The sequence below is a fragment of the Plantactinospora sp. B24E8 genome (assembly GCF_039871735.1).
In the GTDB taxonomy this organism is placed as follows: Bacteria; Actinomycetota; Actinomycetes; order Mycobacteriales; family Micromonosporaceae; genus Plantactinospora.
The window spans coordinates 1-25,959 of the sequence record NZ_JBDPMH010000052.1; the positions used below are offsets into that span (position 1 = coordinate 1).

The 25,959-nt window shown below is 72.0% G+C and carries 24 protein-coding genes; 10 read left to right on the forward strand and 14 right to left on the reverse strand.

The window, feature by feature from the left end:
* Window positions 1-42: 42 nt before the first annotated feature.
* Together ABGB21_RS35385 and ABGB21_RS35390 are read right to left on the reverse strand one after the other, a co-directional pair.
* Window positions 43-477: a nuclear transport factor 2 family protein gene (locus ABGB21_RS35385; protein WP_347658398.1), complete on the reverse strand. Its 435-nt coding sequence runs from the start codon at window positions 475-477 to the stop codon at window positions 43-45.
* 39 nt (window positions 478-516) lie between these two features.
* Window positions 517-1,599, reverse strand: coding sequence for an epoxide hydrolase family protein (locus ABGB21_RS35390; RefSeq protein WP_347658397.1), 1,083 nt, complete (start codon window positions 1,597-1,599; stop codon window positions 517-519).
* A gap of 112 nt (window positions 1,600-1,711) precedes the next feature.
* Between ABGB21_RS35390 and ABGB21_RS35395 the strand changes: the two genes are divergently transcribed.
* Entirely contained in the window at window positions 1,712-2,191 is a 480-nt protein-coding gene (locus ABGB21_RS35395) for a MarR family transcriptional regulator (RefSeq protein WP_347658396.1), read from the forward strand.
* 242 nt (window positions 2,192-2,433) lie between these two features.
* Here ABGB21_RS35395 and ABGB21_RS35400 read toward each other — a convergent pair whose 3' ends face one another.
* Window positions 2,434-2,763 carry a hypothetical protein gene (locus ABGB21_RS35400; RefSeq protein ID WP_347658395.1) on the reverse strand — a complete coding sequence of 110 codons (330 nt, stop codon included), beginning with the start codon at window positions 2,761-2,763 and terminating at the stop codon, window positions 2,434-2,436.
* A 68-nt stretch (window positions 2,764-2,831) separates the two neighbouring features.
* On the opposite strand from ABGB21_RS35400, the gene ABGB21_RS35405 reads away from it, so the two are divergent.
* Window positions 2,832-3,983, forward strand: coding sequence for an IS630 family transposase (locus ABGB21_RS35405; protein WP_347681531.1), 1,152 nt, complete (start codon window positions 2,832-2,834; stop codon window positions 3,981-3,983).
* Window positions 3,984-4,108: 125 nt separating this feature from the next.
* Here ABGB21_RS35405 and xylB read toward each other — a convergent pair whose 3' ends face one another.
* Together xylB and xylA are read right to left on the reverse strand one after the other, a co-directional pair.
* The gene (xylB, locus tag ABGB21_RS35410) at window positions 4,109-5,527 is read right to left on the reverse strand and encodes a xylulokinase (protein ID WP_347681533.1); all 1,419 of its coding nucleotides are present in this window, start codon (window positions 5,525-5,527) and stop codon (window positions 4,109-4,111) included.
* A gap of 123 nt (window positions 5,528-5,650) precedes the next feature.
* Entirely contained in the window at window positions 5,651-6,838 is a 1,188-nt protein-coding gene (gene xylA, locus ABGB21_RS35415; RefSeq protein ID WP_347655521.1) for a xylose isomerase, read from the reverse strand.
* Between the two features lie 117 nt (window positions 6,839-6,955).
* On the opposite strand from xylA, the gene ABGB21_RS35420 reads away from it, so the two are divergent.
* On the forward strand, window positions 6,956-8,185 hold the full coding sequence (locus ABGB21_RS35420) for an ROK family protein (RefSeq protein WP_347681535.1): 1,230 nt from the start codon (window positions 6,956-6,958) through the stop codon (window positions 8,183-8,185).
* A 301-nt stretch (window positions 8,186-8,486) separates the two neighbouring features.
* On the opposite strand, the gene ABGB21_RS35425 is transcribed toward ABGB21_RS35420, so the two are convergent.
* A complete protein-coding gene (locus ABGB21_RS35425) occupies window positions 8,487-8,963 on the reverse strand; it encodes a MarR family winged helix-turn-helix transcriptional regulator (RefSeq protein ID WP_347655523.1) in 477 nt (158 codons plus the stop codon).
* Window positions 8,964-9,082: 119 nt separating this feature from the next.
* Here ABGB21_RS35425 and ABGB21_RS35430 point away from each other — a divergent pair, with 119 nt between their 5' ends.
* Window positions 9,083-10,210 (forward strand): PP2C family protein-serine/threonine phosphatase, encoded by a 1,128-nt coding sequence (locus tag ABGB21_RS35430; protein WP_347681537.1) that lies wholly within the window; start codon window positions 9,083-9,085, stop codon window positions 10,208-10,210.
* A gap of 58 nt (window positions 10,211-10,268) precedes the next feature.
* Here ABGB21_RS35430 and ABGB21_RS35435 read toward each other — a convergent pair whose 3' ends face one another.
* From ABGB21_RS35435 to ABGB21_RS35445, 3 genes are all read right to left on the reverse strand, one after another.
* Window positions 10,269-11,720 carry a sugar transferase gene (locus ABGB21_RS35435; RefSeq protein ID WP_347655593.1) on the reverse strand — a complete coding sequence of 484 codons (1,452 nt, stop codon included), beginning with the start codon at window positions 11,718-11,720 and terminating at the stop codon, window positions 10,269-10,271.
* A 238-nt stretch (window positions 11,721-11,958) separates the two neighbouring features.
* Complete coding sequence (locus ABGB21_RS35440; protein ID WP_347655525.1) at window positions 11,959-13,680, reverse strand: VWA domain-containing protein; 1,722 nt, start codon at window positions 13,678-13,680, stop codon at window positions 11,959-11,961.
* A 314-nt stretch (window positions 13,681-13,994) separates the two neighbouring features.
* A complete protein-coding gene (locus ABGB21_RS35445) occupies window positions 13,995-15,032 on the reverse strand; it encodes a lactonase family protein (protein WP_347681539.1) in 1,038 nt (345 codons plus the stop codon).
* Window positions 15,033-15,212: 180 nt separating this feature from the next.
* On the opposite strand from ABGB21_RS35445, the gene ABGB21_RS35450 reads away from it, so the two are divergent.
* The 3 genes from ABGB21_RS35450 to ABGB21_RS35460 all read left to right on the forward strand — a co-directional run bounded on the left by ABGB21_RS35450 (window position 15,213) and on the right by ABGB21_RS35460 (window position 18,231).
* Window positions 15,213-15,962 carry a (Fe-S)-binding protein gene (locus tag ABGB21_RS35450; protein ID WP_347655527.1) on the forward strand — a complete coding sequence of 250 codons (750 nt, stop codon included), beginning with the start codon at window positions 15,213-15,215 and terminating at the stop codon, window positions 15,960-15,962.
* Between the two features lie 86 nt (window positions 15,963-16,048).
* Window positions 16,049-17,545, forward strand: a complete 1,497-nt coding sequence (locus ABGB21_RS35455) for a LutB/LldF family L-lactate oxidation iron-sulfur protein (protein ID WP_347655594.1) — start codon at window positions 16,049-16,051, stop codon at window positions 17,543-17,545.
* Complete coding sequence (locus tag ABGB21_RS35460) at window positions 17,542-18,231, forward strand: LUD domain-containing protein (protein ID WP_347655528.1); 690 nt, start codon at window positions 17,542-17,544, stop codon at window positions 18,229-18,231. Before ABGB21_RS35455 ends, ABGB21_RS35460 begins: the two co-directional genes overlap by 4 nt.
* A gap of 73 nt (window positions 18,232-18,304) precedes the next feature.
* On the opposite strand, the gene ABGB21_RS35465 is transcribed toward ABGB21_RS35460, so the two are convergent.
* The 5 genes from ABGB21_RS35465 to ABGB21_RS35485 all read right to left on the reverse strand — a co-directional run bounded on the left by ABGB21_RS35465 (window position 18,305) and on the right by ABGB21_RS35485 (window position 23,994).
* On the reverse strand, window positions 18,305-18,907 hold the full coding sequence (locus ABGB21_RS35465; protein ID WP_347655529.1) for an ATP/GTP-binding protein: 603 nt from the start codon (window positions 18,905-18,907) through the stop codon (window positions 18,305-18,307).
* Window positions 18,888-19,274: a DUF742 domain-containing protein gene (locus tag ABGB21_RS35470; protein ID WP_347681541.1), complete on the reverse strand. Its 387-nt coding sequence runs from the start codon at window positions 19,272-19,274 to the stop codon at window positions 18,888-18,890. The genes ABGB21_RS35465 and ABGB21_RS35470 overlap by 20 nt, the downstream gene beginning before the upstream one ends.
* Window positions 19,264-19,677 (reverse strand): roadblock/LC7 domain-containing protein, encoded by a 414-nt coding sequence (locus ABGB21_RS35475; protein ID WP_347655531.1) that lies wholly within the window; start codon window positions 19,675-19,677, stop codon window positions 19,264-19,266. Before ABGB21_RS35475 ends, ABGB21_RS35470 begins: the two co-directional genes overlap by 11 nt.
* Window positions 19,678-22,500, reverse strand: a complete 2,823-nt coding sequence (locus tag ABGB21_RS35480; protein WP_347681543.1) for a nitrate- and nitrite sensing domain-containing protein — start codon at window positions 22,498-22,500, stop codon at window positions 19,678-19,680.
* Window positions 22,501-22,686: 186 nt separating this feature from the next.
* Window positions 22,687-23,994: an MFS transporter gene (locus tag ABGB21_RS35485; protein WP_347681545.1), complete on the reverse strand. Its 1,308-nt coding sequence runs from the start codon at window positions 23,992-23,994 to the stop codon at window positions 22,687-22,689.
* A 282-nt stretch (window positions 23,995-24,276) separates the two neighbouring features.
* Here ABGB21_RS35485 and ABGB21_RS35490 point away from each other — a divergent pair, with 282 nt between their 5' ends.
* From ABGB21_RS35490 to ABGB21_RS35500, 3 genes are all read left to right on the forward strand, one after another.
* Window positions 24,277-24,960, forward strand: coding sequence for a hypothetical protein (locus tag ABGB21_RS35490; protein WP_347681547.1), 684 nt, complete (start codon window positions 24,277-24,279; stop codon window positions 24,958-24,960).
* 11 nt (window positions 24,961-24,971) lie between these two features.
* Window positions 24,972-25,100: a hypothetical protein gene (locus ABGB21_RS35495; protein WP_347681549.1), complete on the forward strand. Its 129-nt coding sequence runs from the start codon at window positions 24,972-24,974 to the stop codon at window positions 25,098-25,100.
* Between the two features lie 199 nt (window positions 25,101-25,299).
* Complete coding sequence (locus tag ABGB21_RS35500) at window positions 25,300-25,701, forward strand: hypothetical protein (RefSeq protein ID WP_347681551.1); 402 nt, start codon at window positions 25,300-25,302, stop codon at window positions 25,699-25,701.
* Window positions 25,702-25,959 lie beyond the last annotated feature (258 nt).

Sequence of the window (25,959 nt, forward strand, 5' to 3'; positions counted from 1 at the left end):
GATTCCTGGGGTACCCCAGGAATCCGCGACCAACAGTGTCTTTTAGAGGGCCCGGTCGAGGGCTTCGGTCAGTGCGACCGGGGTGACGACGAGGTGGTCGAAGCGCCAGCCGTGCTCGGTGCGGCGCGCCCCGTAGTGGTGGAACCCGGCCGCGATGGCCTCGGTCTTGTCGTCGATGACGAACACGGCGATGTCGTGGGCCCGCACCTTGGCGGTCTCGCCGTCGACCTCGATGACAAGGTTGGACTTGCTGTGCAGGGTGCGGACGTACGTGTCGTGGCCCGAGCGCACGAGTTCGATGAGCGCCTCGATGCCGCGGGCCTCCCCGCGTGGGGACTTGACGACGACATCCCCGGTGAAGAGCCGGTCGGTCTCGCCGTAGCGGCCCTCGTCGATCCACAAGCTGTGGCGGGCGACCAGGTCGGCAAGTTCGGCGCGGTCGGCGAGTGCGTGGATCAGGGTTTCGGTGCTGGTCATGATGGCCTCCTCAAGTAGTTCGACTTGCTAACGTTCGTGTCACTTGTCTTGGGTTAGGAAGAAGTCCCGGATGTCCTCGGCGAGCAGCTCCGGTACCTCCATCGCGGCGAAGTGGCCGCCGCGGTCGAACTCCGACCAGTGCCTGATGTCGTACAGCCGCTCGGCCAGTGGTCGCACCGACTGTGTGATGTCGTGCGGGAGCACCGCCACGCCAACCGGTACCCGGCACGGCTCGATCCGCCCCAGACCCTCGCGGAGCAGCCGCGGCGAGGAAGCTGCGGTGGCGGTCAGCCAGTACAGCGAGATGTTGGTGAGCATCCGCTCGTCACTGATCGGCGAGCGAGGGTCCGTCCACTGTGCGAAGCGCTCGGCGATCCAGACCAGCTGGCCGACCGGCGAGTCGGTCAGCGCGTAGCCGATGGTTTGCGGGGTGGTGGCCTGCAGAGCCTGGTACGGCGGACGGTTCGCCATCAGCTGCCTGACCTTGTCCAGCCGGGCTTCATCCGTTTCGGACAGTTCAATGTTGGCGTCCGGGACCGGCCGGGTCGGCAGGTAGTTGATGTGCACGCCGACGACCTGCTCGGGTGCCACCCCGCCGAGCGCCGTTGAGATACCCGAGCCGAAGTCACCGCCCTGCGCGCCATAGCGCTCGTACCCGAGGCGGCGCATCAGTTCAGCCCAGGCCCGCGCGATCCGGGCGACATCCCAGCCGCGTTCGTGGGTCGGCCCGGAGAAGCCGAATCCCGGGATTGACGGAATCACCAGGTGGAAGTCGCGGGACAGCGGTTCGATCACGTCGAGGAACTCCAGGAACGAACCGGGCCAGCCGTGGGTGAGGATGAGCGCGAGCGCGTCCGGTTTGGATGACCGGACGTGGACGAAGTGGATGTTCTGGCCGTCGACCTCGGTGGTGAAGTGTGGAAGCTCGTTGAGCTTGGCCTCGTGCTCGCGCCAGTCGTAGCCGGTGCGCCAGTATTCGGCCAGTTCCTTGAGCCGCGCCAGCGGGAAGCCGTAGTCCCACCGGGCGTCGGCGACCTCGTTGGGCCAACGGGTGCGGGAGAGCCGGTCGGTCAGGTCGTCGAGGTCGGTCTGGGGGATGTCGATGCGGAACGGTTTGATCATGGTCTTGACTCCAGGGGGTTTCTTCAGCGCCCGAACGTTCGAACAGCTAACGTTTGCTGACTAAACGATACCGCAATCGTTAGGGCTCCCAACGATTCGTTAGACTTGTCACATGGAGAATCCACCCGAGAAGACGCCCGCCACCTGGGAGAGCCTGCCCAGCTGGCTGCTCACCCAGACTGCCAGCCATGCGCACCACCTGGTGGCCGAGGGGTTCTCGTCCGTCGGCACCCGCGGCTACCACTACCGCCTGCTGGCGACGCTGGAGCAGTTCGGCCCGGCCAGCCAGGCCGCGCTGGGCCGCCGTAGCGGCATCCACCTCAGCGACATGGTCGCGACGATCAACGAGCTCGCCGATCGCAAACTGGTCGAGCGCGCCTCGGACCCCTCCGATCGGCGGCGCAACATCGTCTCGCTGACCGCCGCAGGCAAGCGGCAGCTGCGGCGACTGGAGAAGCGGCTGGCCGAAACCCAGGACGAACTGCTGGCTCCGCTTTCACCCGAGGAGCGACAGCGGTTGACCGAGCTGCTGTCCAGGCTGTTGGACCACCACAATCGGCGAACCGGCAACCCCGAAGAGCCGTGGCGTTGACAGTGAACACGCCCAAGAATTGCTCGAAGGCGCGCGGTCCGCGAAGCTGTTGGCAGAGTTCTGGACACCCCGGTCCGCTCCACCGGGCCTACGCCGGCCGCTGGCCGCCGCGCCCTCGACGAGGGAAGGACAGGGTCGTAGGGGAGCGCAGGCAGCGGCTCTCGCAGGTAGGCCCGATCAGCTTGGGCCTGAGCCTTACAACAGGCTAAGCGCCCCTCGTCGTTAATTCGTCAGGGATCGTGTCAGGCGGTGGGGTCGTTGAGGTAGAGGCCGCAGGCGCAGTCGAGGGCTTCTTCCGGATCGCCGGCGTGCAGTCCGCTGGGTAGAACCGAGTCCTGGTAGCTGCCGCGGCTGGCCAGGTAGATCGCGAAGCCCCACCTGCTGGCGGAACCGCAGTAGCGGAGTCGGCACAGCGGCAGCGTGGTGCCGTCGGTCAGTTGTCCGTCGATGTAGGCGAAGACGCCGCGATAGCGTACGGCTACGGCGGTCAGGTCCGGCCAGTGTGTGCGGGCGTGCGCGCTCAGCCGTTGACGCAGGCTGGTCCTGGTCGACTCGGGTGGAGGCTTGGCCACGGGGTTATCGTGTCCCACGATTGCTGCGGCGTGTCGGTTCGGCACGGTGGCGGTGCGGGTGGCAGAACATGCCGATGTCCCCGTCAAGCCCCTACTCGATTGTTTTGCGCGCCGATGAGCGTGCCAGTCTGCAAGGGTTGGCTCGCCGACCCACGACCTCGTACCGCCTCGTCGTGCGGGCCCGGATCGTCCTCGCCGCCGCCGAAGGCGCCAGCAACACCGCGATCGCTGCCGGTCAGCGGGTGCACGTGGACACGGTGCGTAAGTGGCGGGTCCGGTTCTTGCGGCGGCGTCTCGATGGGTTGGCGGACGCGCCGCGTTCTGGCCGGCCGCGCCGGTTCACCGATGTACAGGCTGCGCAGGTCAAAGCCCTCGCGTGTGAGTTGCCGGCCGAGCGTGGGGTGCCGCTGTCGCGGTGGAGCGCCGACGATCTGGCAGGCGAGGCGGTAGCCGCCGGCGTGGTGGAGGACATCTCGGCGGCGACGGTGGCCCGCTGGCTGGCCGCTGATGCGATCAAACCCTGGCGGCACCGGTCGTGGATCTTCCCTCGGGACCCTGACTTCGCCGCCAAGGCCAGTACCGTGCTGGACCTGTACGCACGCAGGTGGGACGGGCACCCCCTCGGGGAGGGTGACCATGTGATCAGCGCGGATGAGAAGACCTCGGTCCAGGCCCGCTGCCGCTGCCACCCGACCCTGCCACCTGGCCGGTCGAGGCTGATGCGCGTGGAGCACGAGTACGAACGCGGCGGCGCCCTGGCCTATCTGGCAGCGTTGGACGTGCACCACGGCAAGGTGTTCAGCCGCTGCGAGCCCTCGACCGGGCTGGCGCCGTTCGCCCGGCTGGTCGAGCAGGTCATGACCAGCGAACCCTACGCCTCAGCAGAGCGGGTGTTCTGGATCGTGGACAACGGCTCCTCCCACCGCGGGCAGGCGTCCATCGACCGGCTGAGCGACACGTGGCCCACCGCCAGGCTGGTCCACCTGCCGATCCACGCCAGCTGGTTGAACCAGATAGAGATCTACTTCTCGATCGTGCAGCGCAAGGTCGTCACCCCAAACGACTTCTACGACCTGGACGATGTCGCAGACCGGCTCGTCGCGTTCCAGGAGCACTACAACCTCGGCGCCCGACCGTTCAACTGGCGATACACCAAGAAAGACCTCGATTCCCTACTCAAACGCCTCGCCAGCCACGGAACACTCCCCACGGCCGCGTAACCCCCGACGAATTAACGACGAGGGGCACTTAGCGCCAGATCGTGCTGTTTCAGGGAAGTAGTGGCCTCAGCCGGAGCAGAAGCCACTACTTCCCCGAAGTTGTGCAATCGATGGAACCGGCGGCGCTACCGAGCCGCAGGGCGGTCGAGGACCAGGCCCCGCGCCGCGGCGTACTGCTCCCGGATCTGCGGTACGCCCGCACCGGCGTACTCCTGGGACCGGCCGGCGGACCAGGTGGGCGGCTGTTCCCCGCCCGCCAGCACCCAGGCGGCCTGCCGGGCGGCGCCGTCGGCGACGTACTCCCCCGGCTCGGGGACCAGCACCGGGCAGCCGAAGACCTCGGGCGCGATCCGGCGTACCGCCTCGGAGCGGGCACCGCCGCCGACCAGGATGATCCGGTTCGCGGTCGCGCCGTGCGCCAGCATCGCATCCAGGCCGTCGGCGAGCGCGCAGAGCATGCCCTCGACCGCCGCCCGGGCGAGGTGCGCCGGCGTGGAGGTCCGCAGGGTCAGCCCGTGCACCGCGCCGGTCGCGAGTGGACGGTTCGGGGTCCGTTCCCCCTCCAGGTAGGGGACCATCACCAGGCCGTCCGCCCCGGCCGGGGCGGACAACGCGAGCTTCGCCAGGTCGTCCAGGCTCACCCCGAGCATCGCCGCCGCCGCGTCCAGCACCCGGGCCGCGTTCAGGGTGCAGACCAGCGGCAGGAAGCGGCCGGTCGCGTCGGCGAAACCGGCCACCGTCCCGGACGGGTCGGCCGCCGGGCCGTCCGCCACGCTGAACACGGTCCCCGACGTACCGATGGAGACCACCACGTCACCCGGGAGCGCGCCGACGCCGAGCGCGGCCGCCGCGTTGTCGCCGGTCCCCGGCCCGAGCGGCGCGCCGTTGGGCAGCCTGCCGGCCACGTCGGCCGGCCCGAGCACGGTGGGCACCGCGACGGTACGCCCGAACGCCCGCTCCAGCAGGTCAAGCCGGTACTCCCCGGTCGCCGGCGACCAGTACCCGGTGCCGCTGGCGTCCCCCCGGTCGGTGCGCAGCGCGTCGAGCCCGGCGGCCCCGCCCAGCCGCCAGGTCAACCAGTCATGTGGCAGGCAGACCGCCGCCACCCGGGCCGCGTTGGCCGGCTCGTGCCGGGCCAGCCAGCGCAGCTTGGTGACGGTGAAGCTGGCCACCGGCACGCTGCCGACCGCGTCGGCCCAGGCCTGTCCGCCGACCTCACCGCCGCCGAGTTCGTCGACCAGTTCGGCCGCCGCCCCCGCCGACCGGGTGTCGTTCCAGAGCAGCGCCGGCCGGACCACCTCGCCCGCCTCGTCGAGGCAGACCATGCCGTGCTGCTGCCCGCCGACGGAAAGTGCCGCGACGTCGTCCAGCCCGCCGGCCTGGGCGATCGCCTCCTGCAGGGCGCTCCACCAGGCGGCCGGGTCGACCTCCGTACCGTCGGGATGTGCCGCCCGGCCGCTGCGGACCAGCGCCCCGGTCTCGGCGTCCCGGATCACCACCTTGCACGACTGGGTCGACGAGTCGACCCCGGCCACCAACGTCATCTTCCCGGTCTCCTTCGGACATTCCAAGCGGGCGATCGAAACAGCGTCTCCACGGGTCGGGCCGAACCCACGGGCCTCGGCAGGACCAGCTCAGGGTCGGCCCCCAACCACACCCAGACCCGCTCAGCGGGCGCCGAGCAGGTGCTCCACCGCCAGCTGGTTCAGCCGGACGAAGCCGAAGCCGCGCGCCGCCACCGCGTCCACGTCCAGCTCCTCGAACGCGCTCCGGTCGGCGAGCAGGTCGGTGTAGGTCTCGCCCTCGTTGAGCGTCGGGGTCGACAGCTCGGAGACCTTGCTGGCGGCCAGCGCCTCCTGCACCTCCGGGTCGGCCCGGAACGCCGCCGCCCGCTCCTTGAGCAGCAGGTACGTCCGCATGTTCGCCTCGGCCGAGGCCCAGACACCGGTGTAGTCCTCGGTCCGGGACGGCTTGTAGTCGAAGTGCCGGGGGCCGGTGTACGCCGGACCGCCCTGCGGACCGCCGTTCTCCAGCAGGTCGACCAGGGCGAAGGCGTTGAGCAGGTCACCGTGCCCGAAGACGAGGTCCTGGTCGTACTTGATGCCGCGCTGGCCGTTCAGGTCGAGGTGGAACAGCTTGCCGGCCCAGAGGGCCTGGGCGATGCCGTGCATGTAGTTGAGCCCGGCCATCTGCTCGTGCCCGACCTCCGGGTTGAGGCCGACCAGCTCGGGGTGGTCCAGCTCGTTGATGAACGCGAGCGCGTGGCCGACGGTCGGCAGCAGGATGTCGCCCCGGGGCTCGTTCGGCTTCGGCTCGATGGCGAACTTCAGGTTGTAGCCCCGGTCGATGACGTACTGGGCGAGCAGGTTGACCGCCTCGCGGTAGCGGTCGAGCGCGGCCCGGATGTCCTTGGCGACGTCGTACTCGGCGCCTTCCCGGCCGCCCCACATCACGAAGGTGTGCGCGCCGAGTTCGGCGGCCAGGTCGATGTTGCGGAGCACCTTGCGCAGCGCGTACCGCCGGACGTCACGGTCGTTGCTGGTGAAGCCGCCGTCCTTGAAGACCGGGTGGGTGAAGAGGTTGGTGGTGACCATCGGTACGACCAGACCGGTCTCCTCCAGCGCCTTGCGGAACCGGGCGATGTGCTGGTCGCGGGTGGTGTCGTCGGAGCCGAACGGGATCAGGTCGTCGTCGTGGAAGGTGATCCCGTACGCACCCAGCTCGGCGAGCCGGTTGACCGCCTCGACCGGGTCGAGGGCGTCCCGGGTGGCCTCACCGAACGGGTCGCGCGCGGTCCAGCCGACGGTCCAGAGGCCGAAGGAGAACTTGTCGGCAGGGGTGGGTCGGACTGCCATGGGGGACCTCCAGGAGAGGGACTCGACGCTGAGAACATCCCGGGTTGACATGCCGGCAACCCGGCCGATTTGTTTATCGGTTGAATTATTTTACCGGGGTATGGCATTGTCAATACCGTGCCGCGACCCACCACGACGCCGGTCGGCGCGGCGGCGGCCACCGCCGTCCGCCAGGCCAGCCTGCGCGAGCACAATCTCGCGCTGGTGCTCCGGCACATCGCCAGCGCGTCCAGCCCGCCGTCCCGGGCCGCGCTCGCCGCCACCACCGGGCTGACCCGGGCCACCGTCTCCACCCTGGTCGACGATCTGATCACCGGTCGGCTGCTCACCGAGGTGGATCCGGCCCCCCGGTCCGGCGCGGGTCGCCCCGCGCTCGGGCTGACCCTGGCCGGTCACGGCCCGGCCGGCCTCGGACTGGAGGTCAACGTCGACTACCTCGCCGCCTGCCTGGTCGACCTGACCGGTGCGGTACGGCACCGGGCGGTCCGCCGGACGGACCTGCGACCGGTGTCACCCGCCGAGACCCTGGCCCTGGTCGCCGACCTGGTCACCGAGGCGGCCGCCGCCGCGGACCGGCAGGACCTGCTGCTCGCCGGCACGGCGCTCGCCGTACCGGGGCTGGTCACCGCGGCCGGGGTGGTCCGGCTCGCGCCGAACCTCGGCTGGCGGGACGTGGACGTACCGGCCCTGCTCGGTGGACATCCGGTGCTCGCCGGTCGGGGCCTGACCGTCGACAACGAGGCCAACCTCGCCGCGCTCGGCGAACTGCACGCCTCGTCCGCCGCCGACTCCGGGAACTTCATCTACATCTCGGGCGAGGTGGGCATCGGCGCCGGGATCGTGCTGCACAACACGCTGTTCCGGGGTGCCCGGGGCTGGAGCGGCGAACTCGGCCACGTCCCCGTACATCCACAGGGGCGTCCGTGCCGCTGCGGCGGTCGCGGTTGCCTCGAACAGTACGCCGGCCAGGAGGCCATCCTGGGCGGTGCCGAACTGACCGGGGCACCCGTCGCCCGGCTGGTGGAGGCGGCCGAGCGGGCCGATCCGGCGGCCTGTCAGGCCCTCGCCGGGGCCGCCGACGCGCTCGGCGTCGCGGTCGCCGGAGTGATCAATCTGCTCGACGTGGACACCGTGGTGCTCGGCGGCATCTACGCCCCGCTCGCCCGCTGGTTGGCCCCGCCGGTCGAGGCGGCGATCCGTCGCCGGGTGCTCACCGCCGCCTGGTCACCGGTGACGGTACGGGCGGCCCTGCTCGGCGGCGAGGCGGCCGTGCTCGGGGCGGCCGGCTCGGTGGTCCGGGCGGTGCTGGAGCAGCCGGCCCGCTGGCTGGCCCGACCCGACCGGTAACCCGCTGCCGGGATTCGACGGCCGGCCGGGAGGTGTCGGCGACCCGGGGCGCGGGAAGCCTATGTCCGAGGGCGACGACGCGCCCGGTTGCCGACGCGCCGCCGCCCGGTGACCGTTCCCGGTCACCGGCCCGGAATCCGGCTCGCTATTGTTGCCGGCGGGCAACTATCCCAGGAAGCAACCATTGTCGTCGACAGGAGTGCCAGCGCCGATGCGCACAGCTCGACAACCCGCCGTACGGGTGACGGGGAGCGGCCGCGACCATCGGTCCGGGCGCGTCCCGGGGCGGGCCGCCGGCCACTCAGGCCGAGCGCTCGGTCTCCTCGGCCTCCGCCCGGAGAGCGCGCTCGAACTCGACGAGTCCGCGCAGCAGGGCCTGCCGACCGGCCGGGCTCACCCCGGCGAGGGTGGCGGCGAGCCTGGCCCGACGGTCGGCGCGCACCTCGTCGAGCAGACGCTGACCGACGGTGGTCAGGTGCAGCGAGATCTCCCGGCGGTCGGCCCGGCCCGGTTCCCGTTCGAGCAGGCCGGCGGCGACCAACCGGTCACAGAGCCGGCTCGCCGAGGAGAGCAGCATGTTCAGCTCGCCGGCCAACCCGCGCAGGTTGAGCCCGTCGAACTGCTCGACCACCATCAGCGCGCGCAGCTGCGAGGTGGAGAGGCGCCCGGTCGTCTGCTCCCGGGCGGCGTCCCAGACCGAGAGCAGCGCCGACGCGGCGGTGTCGACCGCCGTGACGAAGCTCGGATCCGGTCCGTCCGGACCACCGGAATGATTCATGGTGGCCCCGACACTACCGCCGCCCCGCAGGTCGCCGCACGGGTGCGCCCGGACACCGCCGCGACCCGGCCGGTACGCGGGTCCGGACCCCCCGCGACCGGTCGATCGGCGGCACTGCGATGAGCGACCGGCTGACCGGGATCCGGCGCTGCCTGGCCAACGCCCCCGCCGATCTTGTGGTGGAGCATCTCGCCGACGAACTGGCCAAGGAGTACGCCGTCGTCGAGACGACCCTGCTCCAGGTCGACTACCGGCTCTCCGCCCTGCTGCCGCTCACCGGCGGCGACCCGGTACGGGGCGCCGGTACCCCCGGCTGGCGGTGTTTCGACCACCAGTCCGAGGTGGTGCAGGACGGGACGCTGTACCTGCCGGTGACGGTACGCGGCGAGCGGATCGGCGTACTCCGGCTGAGCCCGGGTCCGGCGGACCCGGACCGCCGGGCGGAGCTGGCGGAGGCGGCCGGTGCGCTGGCCCACGAACTGGTCGCGGTCCGGGCCGGAACCGACCGGTACGCGGCGGGTGCCCGGGCCCGCCAGCTGACCCTGGCCGCGGAGATGCAGTGGGAACTGCTGCCGGGGCGCAGTCGGATCCGTCCCTCGTTCAGTCTCGCCGGCCAACTCGAACCGGCGTACGCGGTACGTGGCGACAGCTTCGACTGGGCGGACGACACCCGACGGCTGTGGCTGTCGACGGTCAACGGCATGGGCGAGGGGGTGGGCGCCGCGATGCTGACCTGTCTCGGCACCAACGCGCTGCGCAACGCCCGCCGGGCCGGTCTCGAACTCGCCGACCAGGCGGCCCTGGCCGACCAGGCGATCTACTCCTACCACCAGGGGGTGCAGCACCTTTCGGCGCTGTTGCTGGAACTGGACCTCGCCACCGGTCAGGTAACGGCGGTGGACGCCGGCTCGCCCCGACTGCTGCTGGTCCGCGACGAAGAGGTACACGACGAGCCGCTGGACGACCAGTTCCCGCTCGGCATGTTCGACGGCACCATCTACCAGTCGCAACGGTTCGACCTGCTCCCCGGCGACCGGCTCCTGATCGTCAGCGACGGGGTCTTCAACGCCACGTCCCGCTCCGCCCGGTACGGCGAGACCGCGCTGCACCGGTCGGCGCGACGGACCCGGTCGCTGGCTCCGTTGGAGGCGGTCCGCTCGCTCCTCGGCGACCTGCGGGCGTTCGTCGGCAGTGACCTGGTCGACGACGCGGTGGCGGTCTGCCTGGACTGGACGGGTCCGGCCTGACCACCCGCCCAACAGGTCCGGCCTGAGTCCGGCCCGGAGGGTCCGGACCGGCGTCGGCTCAGTACGCGCCCCGGCTGCGGACCACCGCGCCGAAGGTCTTCCAGAGGATGGTGAGGTCGGCGGCGAGTGACCAGTTCTCCACGTAGTAGAGGTCCAGCCGGATACCGTCCTCCCAGCTCAGATCCGACCGGCCGCTGACCTGCCAGAGCCCGGTCATGCCCGGCTTCACCAGCAGCCGGCGGGCCACGTCGCCGTCGTAGCGGGCCACCTCGGAGGGCAGCGGCGGACGCGGCCCGACCAGGCTCATCTGCCCGAGCAGCACGTTGGCGAGCTGGGGCAGTTCGTCGAAGGACCACTTGCGCAGCAGGCGACCGACCCGGGTGACCCGGGGATCGTCGCGCATCTTGAACAGCAGCCCGTCGGTCTCGTTCTTCGCGGCCAGTTCGGCGAGCAGCGCGTCGGCGTTCACCACCATGGTCCGGAACTTGTAGACGCCGAACTCCCGGCCGCCCCGCCCCACCCGGACCTGCCGGAAGATCACCGGCCCCCGGCTGTCGAACCTGATCGCGAGCGCGATGAGGGCGAGCAGCGGCAGCGCGACGGAGAGCGCGGTGAGCGCCAGGGCGCGGTCGACGAATCCCTTCACGAGTTTGCGGGCGCCCCGGAACTCGGGCGCCTCGACGTGGATCAGCGGCAGGCCGGCGACCGGCTGGGTGTGGATCCGGGGGCCGGCGACGTCGGTAAGCGCCGGCGCCAGCACCAGGTCGATGCCGGTGCCCTCCAGTTGCCAGCCGAGCCGGCGTAGCCGGGTGGCGGTCAGTTCGGTGCAGGCGGTCACCGCGACCGTGTCGGCGTTGATCGTCGTCGCCGCGTCCACGATCGCCCGGAACGACCCGAGCACCGGTACGTCGCCGAGCCGCTGCGGCACCGGGGCGAGCAGCGCGTCCGGGATGCAGGCTCCGACCACCTGGTAGCCGGCGTACGGTTCGCGCCGCAGCGTGTGGACCAGTTCCAGGACGTGTGCCGTGTCGCCGACGACCAGGACCCGGCGGGCCCAGCCCTCACCCCGGGCCCTGGCCCGGTGCAGGTGTTTGCGGGCCGCGAACCGGGCCGCCACCAGGGCGACCGTGCCGACCGCGAACGAGATGCCGAGGAAGCCCCGGGACACGCCGACGTCGGCGATGTAGCCGGCGATCGCGATCCCGCCGGCGAGCCGGAGGCTGGCCGAGGTGACCCGGCGGTACTCGTCGGCGCCGTAGCCGAGCACCCGGTGGTCGTAGCAGCGCAGTGCCCTGAGGGAGACGAGCCAGGCGAGGACCAGCCCGGGGCCGACGATCACGTACGGGATGTCGGAGCCGCGCGCCTCGTCGCCGCCGAACCGGGCGAAGTAGCCGCCGAGCACGGCCAGGACCAGGATGACGGTGTCGAGGACCAGGATGGCCCGGAGGTAGCTTCGTTGCCGCTCCCGGGGGGATCGTGCGGATGCCCCCGGAGTGGATTCCGGAGGCATCGTGGCAGGGCTCAGCAGTGTCGCCGACGTCACCGGCCCTCCCTCGCTCCCAGGGGGCAACCCGATCGGCCGCTGGCTCTCCTAGCGAGCGGCCCGGGGCACTTCGACATCTTCGCGTACCGGGGGCACTACGGAGAGCTTCCGACAAATTACTGTCACTTGTTTGCGCTGGCGGCCGGTGACCTGTTGGAGGGCTCCGGCCGGTGGGGCGGGCCGGGCCCGCCCCACCGGCGCCGGTTCAGCGGGGCGCGCCGGACGGACGCAGCGCGATCGCCTGGAGGAAGATGTCGCCGATCTTCGCCGGGTCCTCGGTCACGAAAACCCCGCCACCGGTGGTCTTCGTGATCGACTCCAGCTCGGAGCGCTTGACCTCGTTGCCGATACCGATGATCACGACCTGCACCGGCCGGTCCGGGTCGGCGATCCGCTTCAGCTGGTTGACCAGCGCCGACTCGCTGATGCCGTCGGCGTCCTCGTTCTTGCCGTCGGTGAGCATCACCACCGAGTTGACCCGGCCCGGTTCCCAGTCCTCCTGAACGGTCTTGTACGCGGCAAGCATCGTGTCGAACAGGCCGGTGTTGCCGTTCTGCTTGGGCCGCAGGCCGGCGAGTTCACGTTCCAGCCTGCTCCGCTGGCTGGAGAGCGGCCCGATCGGCACCAGTTCCCGGTAGTCGCGACCGCCGGAGAGTTCGGTGGAGAAGCTCCAGAGCCCGAGTGCCCAGGAGTCGTCGAACAGCCCCAGTCCGCGCCGGGCCGCCTCCAGGGTCACCTTCATCCGGCTGGCGTTGCCGGCGGTGGGGACCTCGTTGAGCATCGAGCCGGAGACGTCGATGATGGCGAGCATCCGGCCCGACTGGGTGGCGACCGACCAACTGGACAGGGTGCGCTCGATCACCGCCGCCGAGCCCCCGGCCGCCGTACCGCCGGGGTTCGCCCCGGGGGTCGGGGTGGGATCGGTGCCCGCCGGGCTCGGCGCGCCGCGCGGGGTCGCGAACCCGTCGCCGAAGAGGCCGTCCGCGCCGCGCAGTCCCTGGTCGGCCAGGCGGTCGCGGAAGGTTCCGGTACCGAGGGCCGCGAAGAACTGCGTCGCGGCGTCGACCTTGGCCGGCTCGGTGCCGGGCATCACCGCGTACGGATAGTCGAGCGAGAGCGGCGCGGGGTCCAGGTAGAGCGCGGCGAGCGGCACCGGCGGCTTCCTGGTGTTGTAGGCGATGACGTCCTGTTCGGAGAGGGGTGCGGCGCCGAGGCCGGAGGCGACGGCGGCGGCGTCGGTGGACCGGGGGAACCGGGCGATCAGCTCCTGCTGGACGGTCGCCCGGCCGGTGGCCAGGGTCCGGAGTGCTCCGGTGGTCACCCGCTGCGCCTCCGCGGTACCGCCCTTGGCACCCGCCGCCTGCGCGGCGGCGGCCAGCGAGAGCAGCCCGGAGAGGCCGGCCGCATCCCGGCTCGGCTCGACGATGCCGGTCCGCAGGCGTGTTCCGGTGGTGATCGTCTTCAACAGGTCGGACCAGCCGAGCTTCTTCTGCGGCCAGCCGACGGTGGACGCGACCGGCTCCGGCATCGCCAGGACGACCGGGCTGCGCGCCAGCGAGGCGCCGTTCTCCGGCTCGAAACCCGGGGCCTGCTGACGCAGGCGCAGCAGCCAGGTCGAGGAGTCCGGCACCCAGACGGTCGGCAGGACGGCGTTGCCGCTCGCCTGCCCGATGCCGTTCAACGAGACGCCGTGCTGGCCTGCGATGGCGGCCGCGACGTCGACCGGTTCGCTCGCGGTGACCTCGACGACCACGCAGGTCTCACCGACAGCCGCGCCGCCGGCCATCCAGTCCGCGGCGGTCGCCTGCACGGCCGGCGCGATCTCGGGTGCCGCGGCGACCGCGAGCTTCACCTCACCCGCGCAGTCCGGTCCGGTGAACCGCTGATAACCGAACCATCCTCCGACCACAACAAGGGCGAGCGCCATCGCTGCCGCGATGGCGCCGAACCCACTGATAATCCCACGTCTGCGATGGCGGCCAGGCACCTGACCATCTTGCGGATTTCTTGATGTTCATGCCAGGGGCGGGTAGCGGATTGTTAGCCGTCTGGCAAACTCGCCGCCAACAAAATTCACTTTGGGTAGTTGACCGATCTCTTACTGTCCAGTAAGCAGGGCGTCAGCGGCGCTTTCCGGCCTTCACCAGCCATTTGACCTCAGGATTTTTTATTCGAGATTTAAGGCCGTCTCCCCGCCCGGACCGGTCACCCGAGCCGGTTGGCCTCGGGTACCCGCCCCGGTCAACTCCCGAGCAGGCAGGTCGGACTCGCCACCGCCACCCGGCTGATGGCCGGCCCCGGTACGCCGGTGGTCGGATCGACCGGCAGGACCACCACCGCCCCGGACCGTTCCTCCGACACGTAGAGATGCCCACCGAGCACCGTGATGTGCCGAGGCCAGTCCCCGGTCGTCTCCACCTCCGTGACGTACCGCGGCAGGTCACCGTCCAGGGCGAACACGGCAACCGTGCCGACGCCCCGGTTCGCCAGGTAGAGGAAGCGACCGTCCGGCCCGACCCTGATCTCCGAGGACTGCACCGGACCGGACCGACCACTGGCCGCGACCCGACCCCGCTCGGTCAGGCCGTCGGCGCCGTGCCGGTCGTACGCCGTCACCGAGGCGTCCAGTTCACCGGCGAGGTAACACCGTCGGCCGTCCGGATGCCGGGCCAGGTGCCGGGGTCCGGTGCCGGGGCGGGTCGCGGTACGACCGGTTTCGCGCAGCCGACCGGTGTCGTCCCGGCGGTAGCGGTACACCGAGTCGGTGCCGAGGTCGACCGCGTACAACGACGTACCGCTCGGATCGGGCGAGACCATGTGCGCGTGCGGCCCCTCCTGCCGGTCCGGTACGGCACCGTGGCCGGCGTGCCGGACCAGGTCGGTGCGCTCCCCCGGCGCGCCGGCCGCGTCCAACGGGTGCACCGAGAGACTGCCGCTGCCGTAGTTCGCCACGTACAGGTACTCGCCGGCCGCGTCGGTGGCCAGGTGGCAGGGGCTGTCCCCACCCGTGGACCGGACACCGAGCGGGCTGAGCGAGCCGTCGTCGTGGACGGTCCACGCACTCACCGTGCCCTCGGTCAACTCGTTGACCGCGTAGAGCACGGGCAGCCGGGGATGCCGGGCCAGGAACGACGGCGAGGGTGTGGTCGCGACCACCCCGAGCAGGTCGAGCGCACCGCTCACCGGGTCCCGCCGGGCGGCGACGATGCCGGTACCCTGCCCCCCGCTCTCCGCCGTGTAACAGCCGATATGGACGATTCCGCTCGTCTCGTCGGACATCCTCGCTCCGTTTCCGGCCCGCGGTCGGGCTCCACCGCACGATCAAACCAGAGGCGTTGGCCAGGTTCGGCCAGTTGGCCGGGCGTCCGAATCTTTGCCGCCATCCGGCGAGCCGATAGGATCTTTGATCATGAACGGGCTGCTCAGGACCACCACCGCCGTCACCCGTGGGGGCTCCGGGTGCGGATAGCCCTCTTCGTCACCTGCGTCAACGACCTGATGTTCCCGGCCACCGGTCGGGCCGTCGTACGGATCCTGGAACGGCTCGGTCACACCGTCGAGTTCCCGACCGCACAGAGCTGCTGCGGGCAGATGCACGCCAACAGCGGCTACCGCGCCGAGGCGTTGCCCCTGGTGCGCGGCTTCGTCGATACCTTCGCCGGGTACGACGCGGTCGTCGCGCCCTCCGGCTCGTGCGTGGCGATGGTCCGGGAGTCGTACCCGCGACTGGCGGCCGGGGAGCCGACCCTGGCGGCGGCGGTCGCCGACCTCGCCCCACGGGTCCACGAGCTCTCCGAACTGCTGGTCGACGTGCTCGGCGAGACCGACCTCGGCGCCTCCTTCCCGCACCGGGTCACCTACCACCCGACCTGCCACGGGCTGCGGATGCTCCGGCTGGACGACCGCCCGCTACGGCTGCTGCGCGCGGTACGCGACCTGGAACTGGTCGAACTCCCCGGCGCCGAGGAGTGCTGCGGCTTCGGCGGCACCTTCGCGATGAAGAACGCCGACGTCTCGGCCGCGATGCTCGCCGACAAGTGCGGGGCGATCTGCGACACCGGCGCGGCGTACGTCGCCGCCGCCGACAACTCGTGCCTGGCGCACATCGGCGGTGGGCTGTCCCGCCGGGAACGGACGGCGGACGGCGGCACACCGGTACGGGCCATCCACTACGCGGAGATCCTGGCCGGTCCGGAGGTGCCGCGGTGAGCGCCGGCGATCCGACCGGCGGCAACCGTCCGCCCACCGTCCCCGACAGCGGGAGCGGGAGCGGCACCCCGACCGGTACCGGAAACATCGTCGCGCCGCTGCCGTTCCCGACCGCGGCCCGACGCGAACTCGCCGACACCCAGCTACGGGCCAACCTGCGCCGGGCCACCCACACCATCCGGGACAAGCGGCTGCGGGTGGTCGGCGAGGTTCCCGACTGGGCCGACCTGCGGGCGGCCGGCGCCGCCATCAAGGACGACGTCCTGGTCCGCCTGCCGGAACTGCTGGAACAGTTCGAGGCGGCGGCCACCGCCGCCGGTGCGACCGTGCACTGGGCGCGGGACGCCGAGGAGGCCAATGCCCTGGTCACCGACCTGGTCCGGGCCACCGGCAGCACCGAGGTCGTCAAGATCAAATCGATGGCCACCCAGGAGATCGGGCTCAACGAGGCACTCGCCGACGCCGGGATCGCGGCGGTGGAGACCGACCTCGCCGAACTGATCGTGCAGCTCGCCGACGACACCCCGTCACACATCCTGGTACCGGCGATCCACTACAACCGTCAGCAGATTCGGGAGATCTTCGCCCGGCGGATGCCCGGGGTGGACCTCGCCACTCTCACCGACGAGCCGGCCGCGCTCGCCGAGGCGGCCCGCCGACACCTGCGGGCCAAGTTCCTCAGCGCCCGGGTCGCCGTCTCCGGAGCCAACTTCGCCATCGCCGAGACCGGCACCCTGGTGGTCGTCGAGTCCGAGGGCAACGGCCGGATGTGCCTCACCCTCCCGGAGACCCTGATCTCGGTGGTCGGGGTGGAGAAACTGCTGCCGACCTTCCGGGACCTGGAGGTCTTCCTGCAGTTGCTGCCGCGCTCCTCCACCGGCGAGCGGATGAACCCGTACACCTCGACGTGGACCGGGGTCACCCCGGGAGACGGCCCGCAGACCATGCACATCGTGCTGGTCGACAACGGGCGTACCGCCACCCTCGCCGACCCGGTCGGACGACAGGCACTGCGCTGCATCCGCTGCTCGGCCTGCCTGAACGTCTGCCCGGTCTACGAGCGGGTCGGCGGACACGCGTACGGCTCGGTCTACCCGGGTCCGATCGGCGCCATCCTCTCCCCCCAGATGACCGGCCCGGACGCCGGCGCGAACCGGAGCCTGCCGTACGCCTCGACGCTCTGCGGCGCCTGCTTCGACGCCTGCCCGGTCCGGATCGACATCCCCGAGGTGCTGGTCCACCTGCGTCAGCGGGGAGTGGACGCCCGGCGCGGCCGCCCCTCGGCGGAACGGACCGCGATGCGGGCGATGTCCTGGGTGATGCGGGACCGGCGACGGTACTCGGCGGCGCTGCGGACCGCCCGGCGGGGTTCGGCCCCGCTGCGACTCGCGACCGGCCGACGGGGCGTACGTCGACTGCCGTGGCCGCTGTCGGCCTGGACGGCGAGCCGGGACGCGCCGCTGCCGGCCGCCGAGACCTTCCGGGACTGGTGGGCCGGTCGGGACCGGCAGGCCGCCGGGACCACCCGGGACGCCGGGCAGGATCGCCGGGACAGCGGCGCGGAACCGGGAGGAGAGCCGTGACGGCACCCGAGGTGACCGGCGGCGGCGCGACCGCCTCCCGTCCCGTCGACGGCGGCTCGGCCCGCGACGAGGTGCTGGCCCGGATCCGGGCCGCCCGACCGACCACACCGGTGTTGGTCCCCCGCGCCTACCGGCCCGCCACCCCGGACGACCCGACGCCGGACGGGAAGCTGCTCGACCTGCTCGTCGACCGACTCGTCGACTACCGGGCCACGGTACGACTCTGCGGACGGCACGAGGTCCCCGAGACGTTGGCCGACCTGCTGGGCCCCGTTCCCACCGTCGCCGTACCGGCGGGGGTGCCGGAGAACTGGCTCTCGGCGTACCCGGGACGGGTCCGGCGCGACGGCGAGCCGGAGCCGCTCACCGTGGCCGACCTGGACACACCGGGGTTGGCCGTGGTCACCGGCTGTGCGGTGGCGATCGCGCAGACCGGGACCTTGGTCCTGGACGGGGGCCCGGACCAGGGCCGTCGGCTGCTGAGCCTGGTCCCCGACCACCATCTCTGCGTGGTCCGGGCCGACCAGGTCGCCGACGGGCTGCCGGCGGCGCTCGCCCGGCTCGCGGACCCGACCCGACCACTCACCATGGTCTCCGGGCCGTCGGCCACCAGCGACATCGAACTCGACCGGGTCGAGGGCGTGCACGGCCCCCGCCGACTGGACGTCCTGGTCGTCACCGGCTGATCCGGCACCCGCCCGCCCCGGAGCCGGGGTCGGCACCGCCGCCCGACCACGGTGGCGGGCGGCGGTGCACGGATCAGCCGGCCGGGACCGGATCCCCGCGACGCTGGGCGACGTGCTCCACCAGGGCGATCAACACCGTCTTCCCGGACTGCCGGCTACGGGCGTCGCAGAGCAGGATCGGCACCGCCGGATCCAGGTCCAACGCGTTGCGTACCGCCTCGACGCTGTACCGCTTGGCGCCGTCGAAGCAGTTCACCCCGACCACGAACGGAATGCCCCGACGTTCGAAGTAGTCCACGGACGGGAAGCAGTCGGCGAGTCGACGGGTGTCGGCGAGGACCACCGCACCCAGCGCCCCGTACGCCAGCTCGTCCCAGAGGAACCAGAAACGGTCCTGCCCCGGGGTGCCGAACAGGTAGACCTGGAGCTCCTCGTTGATGGTGATCCGACCGAAATCCATCGCGACCGTGGTGGTCCGCTTACCCTCCACACCGGAGAGGTCGTCGGTGCCGACCCCGGCATCGGTCAGCACCTCCTCGGTCTGCAGCGGCCGGATCTCACTCACCGCGCCGACCAGCGTGGTCTTGCCGACCCCGAAACCGCCCGCGATGAGAATCTTCAGCGCGAGCGGGATCCGCCGGCCCGTCGCCGTCCGGTCAGAGAGCCCGGAGTCCATTGACCACCGCCTTGAGAATGTCGTCGTCTGGGAACTGGCGCGATGCGGGCGGCTCGTACATCGAGATCAGCCCGTTGGTGAGCATGTCGCCGAGCAGGACACGGACCACGCCCACCGGCAGGTCGAGGTCGGCCGCGAGATCGGCGACCGCCACCGGCTGCTGCGCCATGGCGATGATGGCCCGCTGTTCCGGCTGCGGGGGCTGCGTACCGTCATCGCTCGGAGGATCGGCCACCACGAAGGCCATCAGGTCGAACCTGCCGGACGCCGGCTCGACCCGACCACCGGTCACCGTGTACGGACGGACCACCGGCCCGGCGTCGGCGTCCAGCCACTCGTGGTCCGGATCCGCCGGGTCAGTCCGCATCTGCCGGCGCCCGAGACGGCGCACTCAGGTTCTGACCCACCCGGGTGACGAGCATGGCCATCTCGTACGCGATGACCCCGATGTCGGCGGCGGAACCGCTCAACACCGCCAGGCAGGCGCCCTGTCCGGCGGCGGTCACGAAGAGGAAGGCATCCTCCATCTCCACCACGGTCTGCCGGACCGCCCCGGCCCGGAAGTGCCGGCTCGCGCCCTTGGCCAGGCTCTGGAAGCCGGCCGCCATCGCCGCCATGTGCTCGGCGGCCTCCCGGTCCAACCCCGCCGAGGCGGCCATCAGCAGTCCGTCCGCGGAGAGGACCACAGCCTGCTGCGCGGGTGGCACCCGCTCCACGAGATCATCGAGCAGCCAGCTGAGATCCGCACCCGGCCTCGTTGTCTGCACCACTCACCCGTCCCTTTCCGAATCGGTGGCACCCGGATCGGCGACCCGGGCTGTGACGTCGGGATTTCCGATCGACGGCGGTGTCGCACCGGAATCCCGACGACCTCGTGCCGTACCGGACTGCAACGCTGCCATCACCGCCCGGACCTGCTCCGGCGATCGCGGTGCCGGCTCGTCCGAGCCGTCGGCGGCTCCGGTCGTACCGCCGACACCGCCGCCCGGCCGGGACCGGCCAGCCCCGGCGGGCGCCGGGCCCCCGGTCCGCAACTGCGGCGCGAGGCTGGTCTGCCGGATGCGACGGGGCAGCCCGTCCGCGCCGGCCGGCGCCACCGGCGCCCGGACCGGTCCGTCGGCCCGGAGGGCCGGCATCACCACGGTGTCGTCGTCGCCCGCCGGCCCGCCGGCCGGACGCTGCTGTCGGAGAGCCGGCATCACCACGGTGTCGTCGTCGCCGGCAGGCCCGCCGTCCGGACTCCGCTGGCGGTCGGTCGTGCCGCCCTCCTTCACGGCGGCGGACGCGGTGCCGGCCGGGGCGGGACCGGAGCCGGCGTCCCGCACGGCACCGGTGGTGCCACCGGCGGACGGGGTGGACGACTCCGTGGGGCGGGGCGGCACCGCGGGGTCGGCCTGCTCGCCGACCGGCACCTGGTCGGTGCCGGACCGCAGCTCACCGAACCTGCCGGCGGGGGCGGACGCGATCAGCGCGTCGAGCGCCGCGCCCGCCTTCCGCCGGGGTCCGAGAGCGGAAGCCGGCCGGGGATCCGGTTCCGGCGCAACCGCGGGCGCGGCGGGGCTCTCCGCCGTCAGCGCCGGCCCGGACTTCGGGGCCCGGTCGGCCGCCGGGCCGCCCGGCTGGTCGCCACCGGGTCGCGACGCCACCTCGACGCCGTCCGGGGCCGGCTGTGCACCGGTACGCCCGTCACGGGGCGTCGGTACCGCGCTCTCCGACACGACAAGGTCACTCGGCACCAGGACGACAGCGGTGATCCCGCCGTACGGGGACGGTTGGAGGCGTACCCGTACGCCGTGTCGGGCGCCGAGCCGGGCCACGACGAACAGCCCGAGTCGGGCACTGTTCGCCGGGTCGAACTCCGGCGGTTCGGCGAGCCGCCGGTTGGCGTCCTCGATCGCCTCGGCGCTCATCCCCAGGCCCTGGTCCTCGATCTCGACCGTGTAGCCCCGGGTCCCCGGCTGGCCGGTGACCCGGACCCGGGTGTGCGGCGGGGAGAAGGAGGTGGCGTTCTCGATCAGTTCGGCGAGCAGGTGGATGACGTCACCGACCGCCGGCCCGGTGACCGCCGACGGCGCGACCTTGCCCAGCTCGACCCGCGCGTAGTCCTCGACCTCGGAGATCGCGCCCCGGATGACGTCGACCATGGTGACCGGGTTGCGCCATCCCCGGCCGGCCGGCGCCCCGGCGAGGATGACCAGGTCCTCGGCGTGCCGCCGCATCCGGGTCGCCATGTGGTCGAGCCGGAAGAGGTCGGCCAACTCGGTCGGCTCGGTGACCCGTCGCTCCATCCGGTCCAACAGGGCGAGCTGCCGGTGCAGCAGCGTCTGGCTCCGCCGGGCGATGTTGAGGAAGACGTCCCGCAGGCTCTTCCGCAGCGCGGCCTCGTCCACCGCCGAACTGATCGCGGTCCGCTGCACCTCGCTGAACGCCTGGCCGAGCTGGCCGATCTCGTCCCGCCCGTAGTCCAGCGGTGGTGCCTCGACGGCGACGTCGACGACCTCACCCTTCCGGAGCCGACCGACGACGTCGGGAAGTCGTTCGTCGGCCATCGTCAGGGCGGCCGCGCGCAGACTGGTCAGCCGTCGGACCAGGGACCGGCCGATCCGTAGCGCGATGAAGCCGGAGGCCAGCACGGCCACGAGTCCGAGCAGGCCGGCGAGTCCCAACCGGACCAGGATGTTGACCGCCACCGGCCGGCTGCGCTCGGTGAGCGCCTCGGCTCCGTCCAGTTCGAATTCCCGGAGCTGTTGCTGCACGGTCTCGTAGGTGCTCTGCCAGGCCTGCGCGTCGACCGGCGGAGCCGCGCCGCCGCGTCCCCGGCCGATCAGGTCGTCCTCCAACGCGCGGAGCCGGGCGAACGGCTCCGCCTCGGTGAGTCGCTGGTACTCGGTCCGGTCGGCGTCCGGCAGTTCGGCGATCGCGGCGGCGTAGAGGAACCGTTGTGTGCCGATGATCTGGACGAGCTGGCTGTGCTCCCCCGGCCCGAACCGACCGACCCGGAAGACCCCGGCGAGCAGGGCGTCCGCCTGGGCGAGCACCTCGCGGGCCCGCCCCAGGGCGGTGAGGGCGGCGACCTCCCGGTTCAGCGACTCGTCGGGCAGCGCCTGCAGGGCGGTGAAGGTACGGAACGCCGCGTCGATGATGCCGCTGTAGAGGCCCAGCGCTCCGGTGGCGTCGACGCTCCGCCCGTCGATGAAGCTACGCCCCGACGACAGCGTGCCGAGCGCGGTGAGCAGTTGGTCGAGCCGGGCGTCGAGCGCCTGGCTGGTCGTGTCCCGGACGTCCTCGTTGGACGCGTGTCGGCGCAGCGTGTCGATCGCGTGGTCGGTGCGGGCCCGCTGGTCGGTGAGGGCGGGCGCGACGGCAGGGTCGGCCAACTGCATCACCGACAGGCGCCGTTCCCGCTGCAGTTCGAGAACCAGCGCCTCGGCCGGTCGACCAACCTCGTCGAGAAGTGTCCGCGCGGCGAGCAGACTCGTCGCCGGCCCCACGGTCAGCGTGGTCGCGAAGATCCAGAGCGCCATCAGAGCGGCGATCGGCACGGCGACCAGCGCGACTATCTTCGAGCGGATCGGCCAGTTCTGGGTTTCCAATCAGACCTCGCCGGAAGGGATGCGTCAGGGGCCGACACCCGGACCGGCGGCCCGCGGCTCCGGCCAGAGTCGAGGGTCGCGGGCGCGCGTGCCTTCGGCAGGATACGTAATCACGGGCCGGCGCACTACCGGACGTGGGTACGTCCGGTAGTGCCCGAGGGTGGATTGTATCGACAGATGTCGCTCTTATTCGATCCCGGTGGCTCTTGACGCGACCCGGGGCACGGGTACGGACCGGACCGTTCCCGGCACCCGCACCAGCACGGTCGCCACCACCAGGTACGGCACGGCGCAGAGCGCGACGATCGCACCGTGTCCGACGAACCCGGAGGCCAACGCGTACCCGCCGTACAGGGTGATTGTGATCAACTCGGTGCCGAGTCCGGCCAGGGAGGTGACCGTGGCCCGGCTCGGCCCGCCGATGCTCTCCTGGAGCCGTACGTCGAGGACCAGACCCACCATCTGCAGGGCGCAGTACGCCAATCCGATCAGCAGGAAGCCCGCCGGTCGGCCGCTGAGCGCCCCGACCGCCAGGGCAGCTGCCGCGAGGGCCACGGTGGCGGCGAACCAGCCCGGCCCGAGGCGCTGACCGACCGGGGTGAGCAGCCCGCCGACCATGACGCCGGCCGAGACGAGCAGCACCAGCAGCGGTACGGCCGACGCCACGACGACCTCCCCGGCCAGCAGCGACGTGTACTCCTCCAACCCGCCCCAGATGCCGCCGACCACGGCGAGGAGCAGCAGAACCCGCCGTACCGGCGGGTTGGCCCTGGCCTCGGTCAGTCCGGCCCGCAAGACGGCGACCCAGCCGGACGGCTCGCCGACGCCGTCCGGCGGATCCTCCCGCGTCGCCACCCCGACGGGAACAGCCCGGGCCGCAGCCGCCTCCGTCGAGGTGGCGGTGGGCCGGTTTTCGGGGAGCGCGAACCCGGCCACGGCGCAGAGCAGGCTGGCGAGCACGCTCGCCGCCCCGACCGCCGGGTAACCACCGGCGGCGAAGACCGGGGCCGCGACCGCGGTGGCCAGCAGGACCGCGACCAGCCCGGTCGCGGTGGCCCGGCCGATCAGCTGTCCGTAGCGTCCGGCGAGGCCGAGCCGGTCGAGTTCGTCGTAGAGCAGCGCCTCGGCCGCGCCGGACTGGAGGGCGCCCCGGACGCCCCAGAGCAGGAAGCCGAGGGCGAAGGCGCCGTACGACGGCACCACCGTCCAGATCGCGAACCCGAGCGCGCCGAACAGCGGCGCGGTGCCGAGCAGCAGTCGTCGGGACACCGCGTCGGCGAGCACGCCGGACGGGACCTCCAGCACGATGCCGCTCAGCGACCAGAGCACGAACAGCGACGAGATCTCCGCGACGGAGAGTCCGGTGTCGGTGAAGAGCAACGCGTACACCGGGTAGAGCAGGACGAACTCGTCGAGGAAGACGTAGAGGTGGTAGGTGACGGCGAGCCGCCGCGCGCGGCTGTCGGGCGCGGTCGGCGGAGAGGTGGCGGACATAAGGCCTTCCCGTGGGGACGATTCGGACTCGGGGTCACGAAAGGTCCCGGCGGGCCACGGCAGCACGGGCCGCGACGGCCTCTGCGGGCGAATTAATGTCGGCGCGTCATGGCGGCGATTCTAGGCGACCCGTCCCCAGCCGCGCAGCCACGATGCCGGCTATCCACCTGTCCTAACTCCTTTCGTGGCTTTCGTCCGCTCCCCACACTCCTCGTGAAAGTACGGCGGATGTGGATTGCGGATCAGGGGCGGGCGGGAATAGCAGAGGACGAAGGAGGAGCCATGTCGCCCACTGAAATCGTCCTCATCGTCCTTGTTGTCCTCGTGGTCGCGGCGGCCGTACCGGTCATCTGGGTGGCGAGCCGCCGCCGGGCGCTGCGCAGCAGGTTCGGCCCGGAGTACGAGCGGCTGGTCGCCGAGCAGGAGAGCCGCGCCGCCGCCGAACGTGAACTGCGGGAGCGCGAACGCCGCCACGCGGCGCTGACCCTGACCCCGCTGGACGCGGAGTCCCGCGAGCGGTACGCCGCCGACTGGGAGGAGATCCAGGCGCGGTTCGTCGACTCGCCCGGCGAGGCGGTCGGGGCGGCCGACGACCTGGTCACCCGGTTGATCGCCGAGCGCGGTTACCCCACCGGGGCGTACGACGAGCGACTCGCCCACCTTTCCGTCGAGCACGCCCGGACCCTGGACCACTACCGCGAGGCGCACGACATCCAGCTGCGCAACGCACGTGGTGAGGCCGACACCGAACAGCTGCGGCAGGCGGTGGTCCACTACCGGGCGCTCTTCGCCGAGCTGCTCGGCGAGGACCCGGTACGTCAGCAGCCCGCTCCGGACGCCGCACACCAGCACGACGGACGGCACGACGGGCAGCACGACGGACGGCACGACGGGGCGACGGCCGGCACCCGCCCGCCCACGGCACAGCCCCGCCCGGAGACCCCACAGGACGTTTCGAGTCGGTAAGGAGACCTGCCATGCGCCAGCAGCACCAGCAGATCCAGGAGAACCCGCGCCCCGAGGACGCGCTGGACGAGCGGGGTTCCTACGACAACAGCGCGGCGACCGGCGGGGCGGGCCGACCGGGTCGGCCCGCCCGCCGGTGACCGGACCGACCGGGACGGCGCGTCGGCGGAGGGCGGCGCCCGACGAATAGACGGGGCGGAACGGCCGGAGTTCCACGAGCCGGCGCCGCTGCCCACCGCCTTCGGCGCCCCCAGCGTCGGCGGCGCCGTCGCGGCGTCCGCGCTGGCCGGCGACCGCCGCGACCCGCGCGAGGAGGAACTGGCCCGGTCCGGTGACGGGGTGGCCGAGGACCGGATCGACGGCATCGGCGACACCCCGGGGCCGGCCACCACCGACAGTTACCCGGCGACGGTCGACCAGTCCGGGGACGGCCGGGCGGTCGGACAGGAGCACGACGGCACGACGGCGGCGTTCCTGGAACCGGAGACCGTACAGAAGTTCCGGGACCGCTGGCGGGAGGTGCAGCTGCGGTTCGTCGACGACCCCTCCGGCGCCGCGGCGGACGCGCAGCGGCTGGTGGAGGAGTCGGTGGAGGCGCTGACCACCGCACTGGCCGAGCAGCGCGCGGAACTCGGACGCGGGCAGGGCGACGGAGCGACGGGTGACGCCACCGACACCGAACAGCTGCGGACGGTGGTACGCCGCCACCGCGAGTTCCTGGACCGGATCCTCGGCCGGTAGTCACCGGCCGTACCGCTCACCACGGCTCCCCGGCGCCCGTCCGGCGCGTCGGGGAGCCGTCGCCGTGTCGAGCCTGACGGGGCAGGGTACGGGCGGGCACCCGCAGGCGTGAGTCGGATTCGCCCCGGGTAGTCGGGCCTCCGCACTTCCGGGCCGGCAGGGCCCGCTCAGGTATGGCGCCGGTCGTCCCGGGTACGCCACCGGGAAGACACGACCACGCAGAGGATATTCCACCCGGATGCCCCGGATCCGGACAGG

Coding starts and splice junctions, on each gene's coding strand:
- xylB (WP_347681533.1), bottom strand. CDS start 5,527: ATGACGTTGGTGGCCGGGGTCGACTCGTCGACCCAGTCGTGCAAGGTG.
- ABGB21_RS35435 (WP_347655593.1), bottom strand. CDS start 11,720: ATGCCTCCGGAATCCACTCCGGGGGCATCCGCACGATCCCCCCGGGAG.
- ABGB21_RS35385 (WP_347658398.1), bottom strand. CDS start 477: ATGACCAGCACCGAAACCCTGATCCACGCACTCGCCGACCGCGCCGAA.
- ABGB21_RS35495 (WP_347681549.1), top strand. CDS start 24,972: ATGCGCCAGCAGCACCAGCAGATCCAGGAGAACCCGCGCCCCGAGGAC.
- ABGB21_RS35490 (WP_347681547.1), top strand. CDS start 24,277: ATGTCGCCCACTGAAATCGTCCTCATCGTCCTTGTTGTCCTCGTGGTC.
- ABGB21_RS35430 (WP_347681537.1), top strand. CDS start 9,083: ATGAGCGACCGGCTGACCGGGATCCGGCGCTGCCTGGCCAACGCCCCC.
- ABGB21_RS35425 (WP_347655523.1), bottom strand. CDS start 8,963: ATGAATCATTCCGGTGGTCCGGACGGACCGGATCCGAGCTTCGTCACG.
- ABGB21_RS35445 (WP_347681539.1), bottom strand. CDS start 15,032: ATGTCCGACGAGACGAGCGGAATCGTCCATATCGGCTGTTACACGGCG.
- ABGB21_RS35405 (WP_347681531.1), top strand. CDS start 2,832: ATGCCGATGTCCCCGTCAAGCCCCTACTCGATTGTTTTGCGCGCCGAT.
- ABGB21_RS35440 (WP_347655525.1), bottom strand. CDS start 13,680: ATGGCGCTCGCCCTTGTTGTGGTCGGAGGATGGTTCGGTTATCAGCGG.
- ABGB21_RS35470 (WP_347681541.1), bottom strand. CDS start 19,274: ATGCGGACTGACCCGGCGGATCCGGACCACGAGTGGCTGGACGCCGAC.
- xylA (WP_347655521.1), bottom strand. CDS start 6,838: ATGGCAGTCCGACCCACCCCTGCCGACAAGTTCTCCTTCGGCCTCTGG.
- ABGB21_RS35390 (WP_347658397.1), bottom strand. CDS start 1,599: ATGATCAAACCGTTCCGCATCGACATCCCCCAGACCGACCTCGACGAC.
- ABGB21_RS35485 (WP_347681545.1), bottom strand. CDS start 23,994: ATGTCCGCCACCTCTCCGCCGACCGCGCCCGACAGCCGCGCGCGGCGG.
- ABGB21_RS35395 (WP_347658396.1), top strand. CDS start 1,712: ATGGAGAATCCACCCGAGAAGACGCCCGCCACCTGGGAGAGCCTGCCC.
- ABGB21_RS35465 (WP_347655529.1), bottom strand. CDS start 18,907: ATGGACTCCGGGCTCTCTGACCGGACGGCGACGGGCCGGCGGATCCCG.